The sequence below is a fragment of the Streptomyces griseoaurantiacus genome (assembly GCF_036189845.1).
Lineage (GTDB): Bacteria > Actinomycetota > Actinomycetes > Streptomycetales > Streptomycetaceae > Streptomyces > Streptomyces griseoaurantiacus.
The window spans coordinates 258,513-273,866 of sequence record NZ_CP108326.1 but is presented as its reverse complement, the minus strand read 5'-3'; the positions used below and the strand labels follow the sequence as shown (position 1 = coordinate 273,866).

The 15,354-nt window shown below is 73.5% G+C and carries 11 protein-coding genes and 2 pseudogenes; 3 read left to right on the top strand and 10 right to left on the bottom strand.

Annotated features, from left to right (window positions below; translation table 11 throughout):
* Window positions 1-27: 27 nt before the first annotated feature.
* Window positions 28-654 (bottom strand): GNAT family N-acetyltransferase, encoded by a 627-nt coding sequence (locus OHB09_RS01195; RefSeq protein ID WP_328921459.1) that lies wholly within the window; start codon window positions 652-654, stop codon window positions 28-30.
* A 197-nt stretch (window positions 655-851) separates the two neighbouring features.
* On the opposite strand from OHB09_RS01195, the pseudogene OHB09_RS33265 reads away from it, so the two are divergent.
* Window positions 852-1,871 (top strand): annotated as a pseudogene (locus tag OHB09_RS33265) (hydroxyacid dehydrogenase).
* A 175-nt stretch (window positions 1,872-2,046) separates the two neighbouring features.
* Here the strand turns inward: OHB09_RS33265 and OHB09_RS01180 are convergent.
* Entirely contained in the window at window positions 2,047-2,856 is an 810-nt protein-coding gene (locus tag OHB09_RS01180) for an SDR family NAD(P)-dependent oxidoreductase (protein ID WP_191890565.1), read from the bottom strand.
* A gap of 167 nt (window positions 2,857-3,023) precedes the next feature.
* Between OHB09_RS01180 and OHB09_RS01175 the strand changes: the two genes are divergently transcribed.
* Window positions 3,024-3,878, top strand: a complete 855-nt coding sequence (locus OHB09_RS01175; protein ID WP_191890553.1) for a helix-turn-helix transcriptional regulator — start codon at window positions 3,024-3,026, stop codon at window positions 3,876-3,878.
* A 9-nt stretch (window positions 3,879-3,887) separates the two neighbouring features.
* Here the strand turns inward: OHB09_RS01175 and OHB09_RS01170 are convergent, their stop codons facing one another.
* The 7 genes and pseudogenes from OHB09_RS01170 to OHB09_RS01140 all read right to left on the bottom strand — a co-directional run bounded on the left by OHB09_RS01170 (window position 3,888) and on the right by OHB09_RS01140 (window position 13,143).
* The gene (locus OHB09_RS01170) at window positions 3,888-4,757 is read right to left on the bottom strand and encodes an NAD-dependent protein deacetylase (protein WP_006137099.1); all 870 of its coding nucleotides are present in this window, start codon (window positions 4,755-4,757) and stop codon (window positions 3,888-3,890) included.
* A 305-nt stretch (window positions 4,758-5,062) separates the two neighbouring features.
* Window positions 5,063-6,574, bottom strand: coding sequence for an MFS transporter (locus OHB09_RS01165; protein ID WP_191854226.1), 1,512 nt, complete (start codon window positions 6,572-6,574; stop codon window positions 5,063-5,065).
* Window positions 6,575-6,827: 253 nt separating this feature from the next.
* Window positions 6,828-8,429 (bottom strand): MFS transporter, encoded by a 1,602-nt coding sequence (locus OHB09_RS01160; RefSeq protein ID WP_328919403.1) that lies wholly within the window; start codon window positions 8,427-8,429, stop codon window positions 6,828-6,830.
* A 254-nt stretch (window positions 8,430-8,683) separates the two neighbouring features.
* Window positions 8,684-11,044, bottom strand: coding sequence for an excinuclease ABC subunit UvrA (locus tag OHB09_RS01155; protein ID WP_319350344.1), 2,361 nt, complete (start codon window positions 11,042-11,044; stop codon window positions 8,684-8,686).
* Between the two features lie 183 nt (window positions 11,045-11,227).
* A complete protein-coding gene (locus OHB09_RS01150) occupies window positions 11,228-11,743 on the bottom strand; it encodes a YjfA family protein (RefSeq protein WP_259297109.1) in 516 nt (171 codons plus the stop codon).
* Between the two features lie 327 nt (window positions 11,744-12,070).
* Window positions 12,071-12,280, bottom strand: a pseudogene (locus OHB09_RS01145) (helix-turn-helix domain-containing protein); the annotation flags it as partial.
* Window positions 12,277-13,143 carry a peptidoglycan-binding protein gene (locus OHB09_RS01140; protein ID WP_040893257.1) on the bottom strand — a complete coding sequence of 289 codons (867 nt, stop codon included), beginning with the start codon at window positions 13,141-13,143 and terminating at the stop codon, window positions 12,277-12,279. The pseudogene OHB09_RS01145 and the gene OHB09_RS01140, both read right to left, overlap by 4 nt.
* A 346-nt stretch (window positions 13,144-13,489) precedes the next feature.
* Here OHB09_RS01140 and OHB09_RS01135 point away from each other — a divergent pair, with 346 nt between their 5' ends.
* Entirely contained in the window at window positions 13,490-13,936 is a 447-nt protein-coding gene (locus tag OHB09_RS01135; protein WP_006137106.1) for a peptidoglycan-binding domain-containing protein, read from the top strand.
* 128 nt (window positions 13,937-14,064) lie between these two features.
* On the opposite strand, the gene OHB09_RS01130 is transcribed toward OHB09_RS01135, so the two are convergent.
* On the bottom strand, window positions 14,065-15,273 hold the full coding sequence (locus OHB09_RS01130; protein WP_006137107.1) for a carbohydrate-binding protein: 1,209 nt from the start codon (window positions 15,271-15,273) through the stop codon (window positions 14,065-14,067).
* Between the last annotated feature and the right edge of the window lie 81 nt (window positions 15,274-15,354).

Below are 15,354 nucleotides of genomic sequence, written 5' to 3'. Positions count from 1 at the left end.
ACGCCGCCCGGGGCACACCCGTGTGTCTCACCCCGCGAGGCCGGTGCTCCTGCCCAGGTAGGTGAGGTCGCCCGGGTCCGGCACGGGGAGCACGTGGAAGCCGAGCCGGTCGTAGAAGGCGCGGGCCGGGGTGTTGGCGGTGACCATCCCCAGGTGCACCGCCGGCACGCCGCGACGGTGCAGCGCGGTCAGGAACGTGCGCATCAACTCCCTGCCGAAACCGCGCCGTTGCCAGGCGGGGAGCAGGTCGATGTGCAGATGTGCCGGGTAGTCCCGGAGGACGGGGAGCACCATCCGCTCCGGGCGGTGCAGGAGCGACGTCATCTCCTCGGCGCGCGTGGCGGGGGTTTCACGCGGTTCGGGGAAACGGTCGGCCACCAGCGGCAGCCAGCGGTCGCGGAAGTCGCTCGCGAACCGCGCGGTGTTCGCGGCGCCCACGATGTAGCCGACGGCCCGGCCGTGCCCGTCGTCGAGGACGAAGGCCAGCCCCGGCTCGAGATGACAGTACGGATGGGCGAACAGGGCCGGCATCAGGCCGGGGTCGGGGTAGAGGTGCCGTGAGTCGCCGCCCAGGTCGGCCGTGCGCACACACACGTCGGCGACGTCGTCATGATCCGACGGGCGGTAGGGGCGCACCCCGGGCTCTGGGTCCATGCCAGGCAGTGTGCCGCGACGGGGAGCGCTCCCTCAAGGCGTGGGCACAGAGGTGTGAGAGCGCTCTCATCGCCCTGGCACACGTGCGGAGGCGCCGGGGAGGGAAGCCCTGTCCCGCGTGCCTCGGCCGTGACACCGTGGAGTTCGGCCCGGCCGCGTCCGCCGTCGGCCCCCGACCGGAAGGAGCCCGCCGTTCCATGCCCGCCAAGCCGCACACCCTGGTCGTCATGAACGCGTCCAGCTTCCGTGCCCACTTCGACCCCGACCGGCTCGCCCGGCTGGCCGGACTCGCGACCCTGGACGAGCCGTGCTGGACGGAGGAACTCGACAGCCCGGCCGCACGCCGCCGGCTCGCCGCCGCCGAGGTACTGCTCACCTCCTGGGGAGCTCCGGAACTGACCCCGGATCGGCTCGACGCGGCACCCGCGCTCCGGGCCGTGCTGCACTGCGCCGGCAGCGTCCGCACCCTGGTGAGCGAGGAGGTGTGGCGCCGCGGCATCCGCGTCACGAGCGCCGCCGACGTCAACGCCGTACCGGTGGCCGAGTACACCCTCGCCGCGATCATCCTCGCCGGGAAGAAGGCCCCGTTCCTCGCGGCCGAGGCACGGCACGGGAACGAGCACCGGCGGCTCGCCTAGGGCCTCGGGGACCTGTCCAACCACCGGCGCACCGTGGGCCTCGTGGGGTTCTCCCGCGTCGGCCGCAGGGTCGCCGAACTGCTGAGGGTGCTCGAGGGCACCACCGTCCTCGTAGCCGACCCGTACGCCGACCCCGAGGAGGTCGCCCGGGCCGGTGCCACGCTGGTGGAGCTGGACGACCTGCTGCCCCGGGTGCACGTCCTGAGTCTGCACGCCCCCGCTCTCCCGGAGACCCGCCACCTCCTCGACGCCGCCCGACTGCGCCGGCTGCCCGACTTCGCGACCGTCGTCAACACCGCGCGGGGCAGTCTCGTCGATTCCGAGGCACTCGCCGAGGAGTGCGCGCGCGGCCGTCTCTTCGCCGTCCTCGACGTCACCGACCCCGAACCCCTCCCCGCCGGCTCCCGGCTGCGCACGCTTCCCCAGGTCATGCTCACCCCGCACCTCGCGGGTTCCCTCGGCACCGAGATCGGCCGCCTCACCGACCACGCCCTCGACGAACTCGAACGCTGGAGCTCCGGCCGGCCCCTGCACGGCGAGGTCACGGCCGCGACCTGGGCGCGAGGGCACCAGGCCTGAGCGTGCGCCGCCTACCGGCCGCTCCCCGGCGCCGGCTCGCCGGGTCGCAGGTGCCGAAGCCGACCTGGCGCGCGGCCGCGGGGAAGGGCCGGGCGGTCTCGCCGGGCGGGAGCCGCCGCGGTTCGGGCGCCGACCTCGATGACCGGCGGAGCCCGCCACACGGCGCGGGCGGGGCTCAGGCGCGGGCGCCTCCGTCGACGCGCAGGACCGTGCCGGTCACGTACGAGGCGCGGTCGCTGAGCAGCCAGGCGGCGGACTCGGCGATCTCCTCGGGAGCCGCCGCACGCCGCAGCGGAAGGTGCGCCGTCAGCCGGTCCTGGAGGCCGGGCGAGTGCGTCTCCCAGGTGTCGATCATCTCGGTGAGCGTGTTGCCGGGCGCGATGGCGTTGACGCGGATGCCCTCGGGCCCGTACGTCACGGCCGCCGACTCCGTCAGGCTGTTCACCGCCCGCTTCATCGCCCCGTAGGCGGGCAGCTCGGGGTTGGCCATGAGGCTGCCGACGCTGGAGTTGTTGACCAGCGCGCCCACCTTCGCGGTGGCCCGGATCGCGGCGACCTCGGCGGCCATCGCGAGCCAGACACCCTTGAGGTTCACGGTGTAGACGTGGTCGAAATCGGCCTCGCTGACCTCGTCCAGCGGGCCGGGCGGCACGAAGGTCGCACCGTTGTTGAAGGCCACGTCGAGCCTGCCGTACAGCTCCACGGCCCGGTTCACGGCGGCGCGCACGCTGTCCGCCTCGGCCAGGTCGCACACCACGTACGCGGCGGTACCGCCCGCCGCCCGGATCTCCTCCGTCACTGTCTTGAGCTGTGCCTCCGTACGGGCGGCCAGCAGCACCCGGGCACCCTCGCGGGCGAACAGCCGGGCCGCGGCGGCGCCGATGCCCCGGCCCGCGCCGGTGATGAAGGCCACCTTGCCGGCCAGCAGCCCGGAACCCGCCACGGGAGCGGCCTCCGCACGCGTAGTGCCGCCGGCGCCGGGCATGCCGCCGGTGCCGGTGCCGGTGCCGGTGCCGGTGCCGGTGCCGGTGCCGGTGCTGGTCTCGTTGTCGTTCCTGTGATTCATGTCTTCGAGCCTGCGCCCCGCACCGGGGCGCAACCAGGCATCGGCGGTACCTGGCTGCGCGGCCGGCACCCGCGCACACTGGGGGAATGGACCGACGAGAACTGGCCGAGTTCCTGCGCAGCCGGCGTGCGCGCATCACCCCCGCCGACGTGGGCCTGCCCGCGGGGCGGCGGCGCCGCACACCGGGGCTGCGCCGCGAGGAGGTGGCGCAGCTCGCGTACATCTCCACCGAGTACTACACGCGTCTGGAACAGGCCCGCGCCCCCCGCCCCTCGCGGGAGGTGCTGTCCGGGCTGGCCCGGGCCCTGCGCCTGTCCGACGTCGAGCGCGAGCACCTGCACCACCTCGCCGGCGCACCCCCGGGACCACCCCCCGGGCCCTGCCGCGAGGTGCCCCCGAGCATCCTGGAGATGCTGAACCGGCTCCCGGGCACCGCCGGGTTCGTGACCTCCGCGACGTACGAGGTGCTCGCCTGGAATCCGCTCGCGGCCGCCCTGATGGAGGACTTCTCCGCCCTGCCGCGCCACGAGCGGAACCTGGCGCGCAGGGTCTTCCTCGGCCCGCAGGAGCCCGGGAAGCGGCTGTACGGGGTGTCCGACGCGGACGAGTTCGCCCGCGACTGCGCCCAGCGGCTCCGGGCCACCGCCGCCCGCTACCCGGAGGACCCGGAGGTGCGCGGGCTGGTCGCCGAACTGCGCGCGGGCAGTGAGCAGTTCGCCCGGCTGTGGTCCTCCCACGACGTGCGGGCCGGGCACACCCTGCGCAAGACGTTCCTGCACCCGCTGGTCGGCACGGTCACCGTGGACTGCGACGTCCTGGACCTCACCGACCGGGACCAGCGGGTCGTGCTCAACACCGCCGTCCCCGGTTCCTCCTCGGAGGAGGCCCTGCGGCTGCTGTCGGTCGTGGGTACCCAGCGCATGGACGTGAGCGGGGCCTGAGCCGCCCGCTCACGCTCCGAGCCGGTCGGCGAGGCCGGTGAGGGTCTCGCCCAGGGGGAGGTCCAGGTGCACGGCGGCGAGGTCGTCGCCGCGGGTCGGGCCCTGGTTGACCACCGCCACCGGCTTGCCCTGCTTCGCGGCGTGCCGCACGAAGCGCAGCCCGGACATCACCGTCAGGGAGGAGCCGGTGACCAGGAGGGCCGAGGCCGCGTCGACCAGGTCGAAGCAGTGGGCCACGCGCGGCTTGGGCACGTTCTCGCCGAAGAACACCACGTCCGGCTTGAGCGTGCCCGTGCCGCACACCTGGCAGGACACCGTGCGGAACGCCGCCTCCCACTCGCGGGCCAACTCCGCGTCGCCGTCGGGGTTCACCCGGGCGGCGAGCGCGCGGAACTCGGGGTTGGCCTGGTCGAGACGTTCGTGCAGTTGCCTGCGCGAGACGGTGTTCTCACAGGTCAGACAGATCACCCGGTGCAGGCTGCCGTGCAGTTCGACCGCCTGGGGCGTGCCCGCCGCGGCGTGCAGTCCGTCCACGTTCTGGGTGATGACGGCGTGCACGAGACCGGCCGTGACGAGACGGGTCACCGCCCGGTGCCCCGCGTTCGGCCGGGCCAGCCCGATCGACTCCCAGCCGAGGTGGCTGCGTGCCCAGTAGCGGCGGCGGTTCTCCTCGCTGCCGGTGAAGTCCTGGTAGGTCATCGGCGTGTGCCGGCGTCGGCTGCCCGAGGGGCCGCGGTAGTCGGGGATGCCGGACTCGGTGGAGAGCCCGGCCCCGCTCAGCACGAGGACGTTCCCGCCGGCGAGCATCCGCTCCACCACCGCGAGTCCCTCGGCGTGCCCGGTGCCGAGCGGGGGATCCGGGGTGACGGCTGTGTCCATGCAAGGCAGGGTACGTCGCCGGACGGGAAGGACGCCGGGCGGTGATCGCCCGCCCCGGGACGCACGCAACTCGCACGGACGTGCGCCGGGCGCTCCTCCTGGGGTACAGTAGATCTTGGAAACGCCGCCAACGGGCAGGCGAATCCCACGCGTTGGTCGTCCAAGGAAAGACGCCCCGCTTCCTGCGGGGAGATGCAGGTGCAAGGCCTGCCCAGCGCTCCGAAGAGGCCCGTCCCGGAAGTCACCGGGACGGGCCTCCTTTTGTGTACCACCGCCGGTCCGGGTCCCCGGGGCGGCGGGCCGGCTCAGCCGTGACCGGCGTGGGTGTGGCTGTGGGACACCTCGGGCGCGCAGGGGTCCCGCCTCTCCGCCCGCCGGTCGCGCATCCAGTCGTACACGGCCAGGCCCCACGCGCACAGCATCGGCACCAGCCCCGAACCGATCGCGACCGCGAGCGCCGTGCGGTAGTGGTGACCGCCGTGCCCCAGGACCATGTAGAACAGGCCCGGCAGGGCCGCCGTCCCGACGGCACCGCCGAGCCGCTGCCCGGTCTGCAGCGCGCCTCCGGCGGCACCCGCCATCCGCACCGGCACGTCCCGCAGCGTCATCGTGATGTTGGGCGAGATGACGCAGCCGCTGCCCAGCCCGCCGAGGAGGAGCGCGGGAGCCGCCCACCACACGGCGGCCCCGCCGGGCACCAGCCGCAGCACGGCGCCCGCCGTCCCCAGCCCCACCAGCACACCCGCCAAGCCGCACACGGTCAGCAGCCGGCCCAGCCGTTCCACGAGCCGCCCCGACACCACCGCGCCCGCCGCCGAGCCGAGGGCGAAGGGGGTCACCGCGAGCCCGGAACGCAGCGGCGAATAGCCCTGGCCGTTCTGGAAGAACAGCGCGAACACCAGCCACACCCCGCTGAAGCCCACGAAGTACAGCGTGGCGATGGCCGCGCCCGCCGCGTACCCGCGGGTCGAGGTGACCAGCCGGGGATCGAGGAGCGGCTGCCCGTCCCGGGCGCCGACCCGCCGCTCCCAGCGGGCGAACGCCACCAGCAGGGCCGCGCCGACCAGGAACAGCCACCACAACCGCCGCACCCCGCCGGACTCCGCCAGGACCAGAGGCAGCATGACGGCCAGCACCCCGGTGCCGAGCAGCGCGACGCCGGGCAGGTCCAGGCGTTCGCGCCGGCCGGGCTCCACCCGGGGCAGCAGCCGCACGCCCAGGATCAGGGCGAGGGCGCCCACGGGCACATTGAGGTAGAACAGCCAGCGCCAGCCGTCCTCCCCGCCGGCGAGGGTGAGGACGAGGCCGCCGACCACGGGGCCCACCGCGCTGGAGACGCCGACCGTCGCCCCGAACAGGCCGAAGGCCCGGCCGCGTTCGGCGCCCCGGAACATCTGCTGGATGAGCGCCGAGTTCTGCGGGGCGAGACAGCCGGCGGCGACGCCCTGCGCGAGGCGGGCCACCACCAGCAGCGTCACATTGGGCGCCGCGCCCGCGGCCGCGCTGCACAGCACGAAGGCGGTGAGGGCCATCAGGAAGATGCGGCGCCTGCCGAGGGCGTCCCCGAGCCGGCCCGCGGTGACCAGGACCAGTGCGAAGGTGAGGGCGTACCCGGAGACCACCCACTGGATGGCCGGCGCCGAGGTGTGCAGTTCCCGCTGCATGGAGGGCAGTGCGACGGCGACGACGGTGACGTCCAGGAGGCTCATGAAGCCGGCCACCAGGGTCACCGAGAGCGCCTTCCAGCGCCTGGGGTCCGCCTCGCTCGTGTCCGCGGGGTTCCCGCCCCGTTCCTCCGCCTGTGCGCGCCCGCCCACCCGAACTCCCTTCCGCCGCCGGGACGCCCCGGCCGGGGCACCCGTGTCCCGCGGCCGGTGGGCCGCACTCCACATCGCGCGACGGGTATCCCGTGACCACGGCTTACACCCCACCGCCGTCACGGGAAAGGACGCGGAGGGGACGCGAAAGGGACGCGGAAGGGACGCGAAAGGGACGGTGCCGTGCGCACGGGCGCCCGGCACCGTCCGGGGCCGTGCGCCGCTCGGGGCACGGCCCGGCCCGGTGTGGTGGTCAGCCGACCTCGGCGTGCTCCCGGCCGGCGGTGTCCGCGGCGGGCTCGGCCCGGCCGGCCTTCCGGCCCGGCAGCACCGCGAGGACGATCAGCGCACCGGCGGCCATGATGATCCCGCCGACGAGGCTGGTGTGCGCCACTCCGTGGGCGAAGGCCTCGTGCACGGCCTCGACCAGCGCCCGCGCTTGTTCGGGTCCGCCCTCGGGGGACCTCGCGACCTGCTCGGCCACCGCGAGCCCGCCGCCCACCGACTCCCCGGCGGCGTCCAGCGCGGCGGCCGGGAGCCGCCCGCCGATCAGGTCGCCCAGCCGGTCCTGGTAGGCGGTGCCCAGCAGCGAACCCAGGAGGGCGATGCCGAGCGAGCCGCCGAGCTCCAGCGAGGTGTCGTTGGCACCGCCGCCCACGCCCAGCTCCGACTCCGGGAAGGACCCCATGATCGTGTCGGTCGCGGGGGAGACGCTCAGGCCGATCGCGAAGCCGAGCAGCAGCAGCGAGGGCACGAAGTCGGCGTAACCGGCGTCCGCGCCGATCCCGGTGAGCAGGAACACGCTCACCGTGCCGATGACCATGCCGGGCACGACCGTGGCCCGTACGCCGAGCCGCGGAGTGAGCCTGCCGGTGACGGCGGCACCGGCGAACACCGCGCCGGCCAGCGGCAGCAGCCGGACGCCCGTCTCCAGCGGCCCGTAGCCGAGGACGAACTGCACGTACTGCGTGAGGTAGTAGATCGAGCCGTAGGCGCCGAAGAAGAAGAACAGCACCGCGATCATCGAACCCGCGAAGGGGCGCTGTGCGAACCGGCGGACGTCCAGCATCGGGCGCGGGTGCCGCAGTTCCCAGAGGGCGAAGACGAGGAGCCCGACGCCGGCCACCACGGCCGCGAGGACCGGTCCGGCGCTCCAGCCGAAGTGCGGGCCCTCGATGAGGGCGTACACCAGGGAGCCGACGGAGACGATGGACAGCAGGCCGCCCACGAAGTCGATCCGGCCCATGTCCCGCGCCCGGGAGGGCGGGACGAGGAGGAGCGCGCCGATGACGGCGAGGACCGCGACGGGCACGTTGACCAGGAACGTCGAACCCCAGGCGTGGGATTCGAGGAGCCGGCCCGCGACCAGCGGGCCGACCGCGATGGCCAGCCCGGAGGTGGCCGTCCAGGCGGTGATCGCCCGTGCCCGCTCCGGCCGGGGGAAGACCGCGACCAGCAGGGAGAGGGTGGCCGGCATCACGACGGCGGCGCCCACGCCCATGACCGCGCGGGCGGCGACGACCAGCGCCGTCTCGTCCACCAGGCTGCCCATCACCGAGCCGCCCGCGAAGATCAGCAGACCGGTGACGAGGGCGCCCCGGCGGCTGTACTTGTCGCCGATCGCGCCGAGCACCAGCATCAGCGCGGCGTACGGGACGGTGTAGCCGTCGATGACCCACTGCAGGTCGCTGCTGCTGAGGTGCAGGTCGGCGGTCATGTCCGGGGCGGCGACGATCAGGGACGTGTTGGCCATGACCACGAGCAGCAGGCTGAGGCACAGCACGAGCAGCGCCCACCAGCGCCGTGGATAGGGCCCGGTCATCTTCTCTACCGGGGTGTTCGCCATGAGCGGCATCGAGGGCTCCAGAAGGAGGAGTTGAGCGTCGGACAGTTAGTTGCCCACGGATGTGCAGATTAGTTTATTGCCCATCCGCGTGCAAATAGATGTGTCCCCCTCGACGCCGGGCACCGCACGCTCGTACCCCGGACCCGCCCGGGAACGCCGGACCGGCCGCCCCCGTGACGGGGACGGCCGGTCGTGGACGGTGGTGCGGTGGTGCGGTCGGCGGTGTACGGCAGGGCGGCCGGTCGTGAGCGGTGGCGTACGGGTCAGTCGCCGACGTACGCGGCGAGGTGCTCGCCGGTGAGGGTGGAGCGCGTGGCCACCAGATCGGCCGGGGTGCCCTCGAACACGATCCGCCCGCCGTCGTGCCCGGCCCCGGGGCCCAGGTCGATGATCCAGTCCGCGTGCGCCATCACCGCCTGGTGGTGCTCCACGACGATCACCGACTTGCCCGAGTCGACCAGCCGGTCCAGCAGCCCCAGCAACTGCTCGACATCGGCGAGGTGCAGCCCCGCCGTCGGCTCGTCCAGGACGTACACCCCGCCCTTCTCGCCCATGTGCGTGGCGAGCTTCAGCCGCTGCCGCTCGCCGCCCGACAGCGTGGTCAGCGGCTGCCCCAGGGTGAGATACCCGAGCCCCACGTCCGACAGGCGCTCCAGGATCCGGTGGGCCGCCGGGGTGCGGGCCTCGCCCGCCGCGAAGAACTCCCGCGCCTCGGTCACCGGCATCGCGAGCACCTCGCTGATGTCACGGCCGCCGAGCCGGTACTCGAGCACCGAGGCGTCGAACCGCTTCCCCTCGCAGTCCTCGCAGGTCGTCGCGACCCCGGCCATCATCGCCAGGTCCGTGTAGACGACGCCCGCACCGTTGCAGGTCGGGCAGGCGCCCTCCGAATTGGCGCTGAACAGCGCCGGCTTCACGCCGTTGGCCTTGGCGAACGCCTTGCGGACCGGTTCGAGCAACCCCGTGTACGTCGCCGGGTTGCTGCGCCGCGAGCCGCGGATCGCCCCCTGGTCCACCGACACCACGTCCGCGCCGGCCGGGATCGACCCGTGGACGAGGGAGCTCTTGCCGGAGCCCGCGACGCCGGTGACGACGGTGAGCACACCGAGTGGAATGTCGACGTCCACGTCCCGCAGGTTGTGCGCCTTCGCCCCGCGGATCTCCAGCGTGCCGGTCGGCTCGCGCACCGACTTCTTCAGCGCCGCCCGGTCACCGAGATGCCGCCCGGTGAGGGTGCCGCTCGCCCGCAGCCCCTCGACGGTGCCCTCGAAGCACACCGTGCCGCCCGCGGCGCCGGCCCCGGGACCGAGGTCGACCACGTGGTCGGCGATCGCCACGACCTCCGGCTTGTGCTCCACCACGAGCACCGTGTTCCCCTTGTCCCGCAGCCGCAGCAGCAGCCTGTTCATCCGCTCGATGTCGTGCGGGTGCAGCCCGGTGGTGGGTTCGTCGAAGACGTAGGTGACATCGGTGAGCGAGGAGCCGAGGTGGCGGATCATCTTGGTGCGCTGCGCCTCGCCGCCCGACAGGGTGCCCGCCGGCCGGTCCAGGGACAGGTAGCCGAGGCCGATCTCGACGAAGGAGTCGAGCGTGTGCCGCAGCGCATCGAGCAGCGGGGTGACCGAGGGCGCGTCGAGGGAGCCCACCCAGGCGGCGAGATCGCTGATCTGCATCGCGCAGGCGTCCGCGATGCTCACCCCGCCGATCGTCGACGAGCGGGCCTGGGCGCTGAGCCGGGTGCCCTCGCAGTCGGGACAGGTGGCGAAGGTGACCGCCCGGTCCACGAAGGCCCGGATGTGGGGCTGCATGCCTTCCCGGTCCTTGGCCAGCATCGACTTGCGCAGGCGCGGGAGCAGGCCCTCGTAGGTCATGTTGATGCCCGCGATCTTCATCCGGGTCGGTTCGCGGTGCAGGAAGTCGGTCAGCTCCCGCTTGGTGTACGCGCGGATCGGCTTGTCCGGGTCGACCAGTCCCGACTCGCTGTACAGCCGGTGGTTCCAGCCGCCCGACTTGTAGCCGGGCACCTCCAGCGCGCCCTCGTTGAGCGACTTGGTGTCGTCGTAGAGCTGTGTCAGATCGAAGTCCTGGACCGTGCCCCGGCCCTCGCAGCGCGGGCACATGCCGCCGGTGATGCTGAAGCTGCGGCGCTCCTTGACCTTCTGCCCGCCGCGCTCGACGGTCACCGCGCCCGCCCCGCTGATGGAGGCGACGTTGAAGGAGTACGCCTTGGGCGAGCCGATGTGCGGCCGGGCGAGCCGGCTGAAGAGGATGCGCAGCATCGCGTTGGCGTCGGTCGCGGTGCCGACGGTGGAGCGCGGGTCCGCGCCCATCCGCTGCTGGTCGACGATGATCGCGGTGGTCAGCCCGTCCAGCACGTCGACGTCGGGGCGGGCGAGGGCCGGCATGAACCCCTGGACGAAGGCGCTGTACGTCTCGTTGATCAGCCGCTGCGACTCCGCGGCGATCGTGTCGAACACCAGCGAGCTCTTGCCCGAGCCGGAGACACCCGTGAAGACCGTCAGCCGGCGCTTCGGGATCTCGACGGCGAGGTCCTTGAGGTTGTTCTCGCGCGCTCCGTGCACGCGGATCAGACCGTGGCTGTCGGCGACGTGCGGTGTGGGCACCCGGTTCTCCGCGCTCGTGACGATGCTCAATGTCTCTCCCTGTTGCCGTTCACCGGTCCGGGGGCCACCCCCTCCCGGCCCCCGCGCAGCACACTAGGCGGACAGGGGCGGTGGACGCTTCTCGAATACTGACCGGTCCGCGGGCGTCCCCGCGGACCGGTCGGCCGGCCGGGCGGTGCGCGCCTAGCGGACGCGGCCCTCGGCGCACTCACGGGGACCGCCGCCGACCGGCCGGTAGCAGGCACGGACGACGGTTCCCCGACCGCTCACGGTCATGAGCGTGTACACATAGGTGTCGGCATCGGCGCGGTCGCGCACCCGGGCCTCGCGCGCGGGCCTGCCCTCCGCGCCCGCGGTCATCTCGAGCCGGTCGCCCACGTCCGTCCCCCACATACGGGCCCAACTGGTCCCGCACACCGTGCTGTGACGCAGCTCCATCCAGGCCCCGGTGGACAGGTGGCGGGAGGCGAGGGTGTCGGGGGAGGAGGCGCAGTGCTGGCGCATCGGGCTCTTCCCCTCGCAGCCCTCGCCCCGGCACAACGGCCCGGTGGCGGCCTGCGAGGAGGGCGCGGACGCCCCCTTCCCCGCACGGGGGAGCAGCAGGAGGGCGATCACCACGGCGCAGGACACGACGGCGCACAGGGACGCGAGCACCGCCAGCACGGCGACGCCGCGATGACCGGCCGGCCTGTCCGCCACGGGGGGAGAGAAGGGAGAGCCGGGGGAGAGGGGAGGGGCCGGCGAGGGACGGATCGGTGGAGCCGCCGGAGACCGTCCCGTCGGTGACGTCGGTGACGTCGGTGACGTCGGTGACGTCGGTGACGTCGGTGACGTCGGTGACGTCGGTGACGTCGGTGACGTCGGTGACTCCGGCTGCGCCGGTGCGGCGGCCCCCGCCGGTCCGGGTCCCGCTCTCGGGGCCGGGACGCGCGTGCCCGCGCCCGCCGGTGTCCCGCTCGCGTGGCCGGCCCACTCCGACTCCGCGATCTCCCGCAGCGTCAGACAGCGCCCCTCGGGCTCGCCGGCCAGTCGGCACAGTGCCCGTACCGCCGAGCGCGGCGGCAGGGCCCGGGCGTTGAGATAGCGCTCCCAGGACGACTTGCTGTACGTCGTCCTCGCCGCGAGCGCCGCCAGGCTCAGTCCGGTGCGCCCCCGCAACTCCCGCAGCGTCAGGGCGAGTCGGACCAGTCCCGGGGAGTCCGTCGCGGGCGGTGTCGGCCGTGCCGTCCCGCTCATCCGCGCAGCGCCTTCCAGGTGTGCGGCCCGACACGGCCGTCCACCGCCAGACCCGACCGCTGCTGCATGGCCCTGACGGCCCGCCGGGTCAGCGGGCCGAAGATGCCGTCGATGCCGCCGGGCGAGATGCCCGCCCGGCGCAGCAGGCACTGCGCCTCGGCCACCTCCGGCCCGGTGCTGCCGTACACCACCTCGGTGTGCCGGGTCCGGCTGTTGCCGGCGTACCAGTGGCCGTGGACGCGGTGCAGATGGCAGCCGTACGGACGGTCGGGTGCCGTCGCGGCGGCGGTGACGGGCGCCGGGGGCGCGGCTGCGGGCCCGATGTCACCGCCTCGCAGCCGTACCGCGAGCAGGGCCGCCGCCGAGAGGGCGAGCACGGCGGCGACGGCGCTCGCCACCAGTGCGACCCGCAGCGCCCCGCTCGGGGCCCGGTCCCGCCCGCGCGGATCCGGTGGCGCGTCCGTGCCCGCCCCCATCCACACCCGTAACTCCGGTACGCCGGCTTCCCGTCGGCCGTCCTCCGGTCCGCTTCCGGCTGCCTGCGGCGGCACCCGCCCGGACGGGGCGCCGGCCCGTTTCGGCCGCCGGCCGGCGGGTGCCGGGCGGCTCGCCGCGGCGACCTCGTGAAGGGCCAGCAGGGGGACCGGGTCCGTGCCGGTGAGGCGGGCCAGGGCCCGCACGGCCTCCGGGGGCGGCAGGGACCTGCCGCCCAGGTACCGTTCCCAGGACTTGGCGCTGTATCCGGTCCGCTCCGCCAGCCGGGCCAGGCTCAGACCCGTACGGTCCTTCAGCCGGCGTAATCGGATCACCAACTGCCGTGCGGTGGGTTCCAGTTCGGTGGGCAAGGGCTTCCAACGCGACATGCTTCCCCCGTTCGCGTGGCCGGACCGTGGTCAGTGGTCCGCCGCTGCGGCACATTCTTCCTCAGCGCGCACCGCTCCGCACCGGTATACGGCCCTCCGTCCACACGCGGATCCGGTCCCCGGCGACTCGTATCCGTCCCGCCGCACCGTCCCCGCGCACACCGTTCCCGCAGGCCGGCGGGCGGGACGTCCCATGTCGTCGTCAGGTGGGCGGCAGTGGTGGCGGCGTCCCGGGCCGCCCCGCACTCTTGCTCCCGCCACCTTCCCGCCGAGAGCGCCGGGTGGCGGCCCAAGGACCGATCACGACCCGTTCAGGACCGATCCCGAAGGACGAAAGAGGCATTACATGCGATCGAACGTCATGGCCAGGACACTCGTCAGTCTCGCCGCCGCAGTCGGCATCGCGGCCGGCGGCCTGGCCACCGCGGGCACCAGCCAGGCGGCCTCCGCACCGGCCGCGCACCCGGTGGTGAGCCTGCAGAGCGGTGTGCTCGCGACGCACAACTTCGGCCTCTCCAGCGCCCAGGCGAAGAACGTCCAGCGCTGGCTGCAGACCTACTGGGGCTACACCGACTCCATCGACGGCCAGCTCGGCACCAACAGCTGGAAGGCGTTCCAGCGCTGCCTGAAGCAGTACTGGGGCTACACGGGCGCCATCGACGGCGACCCCGGCGTCAACACGGTCAAGGCCCTGCAGCGGCTGCTGCAGAACTGGGGCTACACCGGCGCCATCGACGGCGACCCCGGTTCCGGGACCCAGGCCGCGTTCAAGAACTTCGCCGACAACATCTAGCGCCCGGCTCCGACCCGCTCCCCGCGGTCACGCGTGCGCCGCCGTCCTCCGGCCCGGTCGACAGGGCCGGAGGACGGCGGCGTGCCGTCACCCCGTGGGGGCCGGGGTGCGGCGGGGCGGGCGGGGCGTCAGCAGGAACCCTCGTCCTCCCAGGGACCCCACTCCGCGCCGGGGGTCTCGTTCTGGGTCCACCACTTGGCCTTCCAGTTGTGCTTGCCGTACGAGACCTCGTCGCCCTTGACGTAGACCGCAGAGGAGCTCCACGCGGCCTTGCACGCGGTGCCGGGCGAGGAGGGCGTCGGGGTGGGTGTGGTCGTGGGCGGGGTCACCCCCGCGAACCTCACCGCGTACTTGGCGAAGTCCCACGCGTTCTGCGCCACGCTGGAGCAGGTGCCGGAGGTGCGGCCGCCGTTGTCCGGCGGGCTGCACTGCCGGTCGCGGTTGAGGGACCAGAAGGTGAAGCGGTCCATGTGGTGCGAGGTGGCGTAGTCGAGGACCGTCTGGAAGTCGGCCTGGGGGAAGTACTCGCCGGTGTCGCTGCGGCCGTTCATGCCGGAGAAGCCCTCGTGGGCGTAGGCGGTGGCCTCGTTCCAGCCGAAGGTCGACTGCAGGATCCGGTTGAACTTGGTCAGCGCGTCGGTCTGGGCGGCGGCGCCGTTGAAGCCGCCGTCGAAGGGCATGATGGAGAAGTTGTTCGGGGTGAAGCCCTGCGACTTCGCCTCCAGCAGCATCTGCTTGCCGAACCAGCCGGTGCCCTCCGCGGTGGTGCCCGCCGTGGTGACGGAGACGTAGAGGCCGGGGTTGTTCCGCTGCAGGATCTTGGCCGCGCCGATCTCGTTCCTGATCGCGGCCGCGTTCTCGTACTCCGGTTCCTCCAGGTCGAAGTCGATGGCGTGCAGCCCGTACTTGGTGATGACCTGCTGGTACGCGGCGGCGGTGGAGGCCGCGTCGGAACAGGTCTGGCCGAGTTTGGTGCCGCCGTAGCCGCCGATGGAGACGGAGACGTCGCCGCCCTTGGAGCGGATCCTGTCGATCACGGCCTGTACGGCGGTGTCCGAGGAGACGGGGGAGGTGCCGCCCCAGGTGGGGGAGCAGCCGCCGCCGTTGGGCGCGAGGACGAACGCGAGCTGGAATGCCTTGAGTCCGGTGGCGTCCATGATGGCCGCCGCGTCCGGCGGGTCGTTGTCCAGCGGCATGAGGTAGGGGGCGGCCGCGTACCAGCGGTCGCTCAGCGCGTTCGTCGCGCCCGAGGCGTTGCCCGCGAGCAGTGCGGTCGAGCCGGCGGCGGCGATTCCGAGGGCGGCGACCGCGCCCAGACATGCGCGAAGACGTCTCACTGTGTGCCTCCAGATGGGGCTGTGGGGAGAAGTCCCAGCTTGCTGAGCCTGTTGGGGGCACGTCAATAGATTGGACTAGAC

What these genes read in the sequence shown, in the direction of transcription:
- OHB09_RS01195 (WP_328921459.1), bottom strand. Translation starts at nt 654, where the DNA reads ATGGACCCAGAGCCCGGGGTGCGCCCCTACCGCCCGTCGGATCATGAC.
- OHB09_RS01180 (WP_191890565.1), bottom strand. Translation starts at nt 2,856, where the DNA reads ATGCCCGGCGCCGGCGGCACTACGCGTGCGGAGGCCGCTCCCGTGGCG.
- OHB09_RS01175 (WP_191890553.1), top strand. Translation starts at nt 3,024, where the DNA reads ATGGACCGACGAGAACTGGCCGAGTTCCTGCGCAGCCGGCGTGCGCGC.
- OHB09_RS01170 (WP_006137099.1), bottom strand. Translation starts at nt 4,757, where the DNA reads ATGGACACAGCCGTCACCCCGGATCCCCCGCTCGGCACCGGGCACGCC.
- OHB09_RS01160 (WP_328919403.1), bottom strand. Translation starts at nt 8,429, where the DNA reads ATGCCGCTCATGGCGAACACCCCGGTAGAGAAGATGACCGGGCCCTAT.
- OHB09_RS01140 (WP_040893257.1), bottom strand. Translation starts at nt 13,143, where the DNA reads ATGTCGCGTTGGAAGCCCTTGCCCACCGAACTGGAACCCACCGCACGG.
- OHB09_RS01135 (WP_006137106.1), top strand. Translation starts at nt 13,490, where the DNA reads ATGCGATCGAACGTCATGGCCAGGACACTCGTCAGTCTCGCCGCCGCA.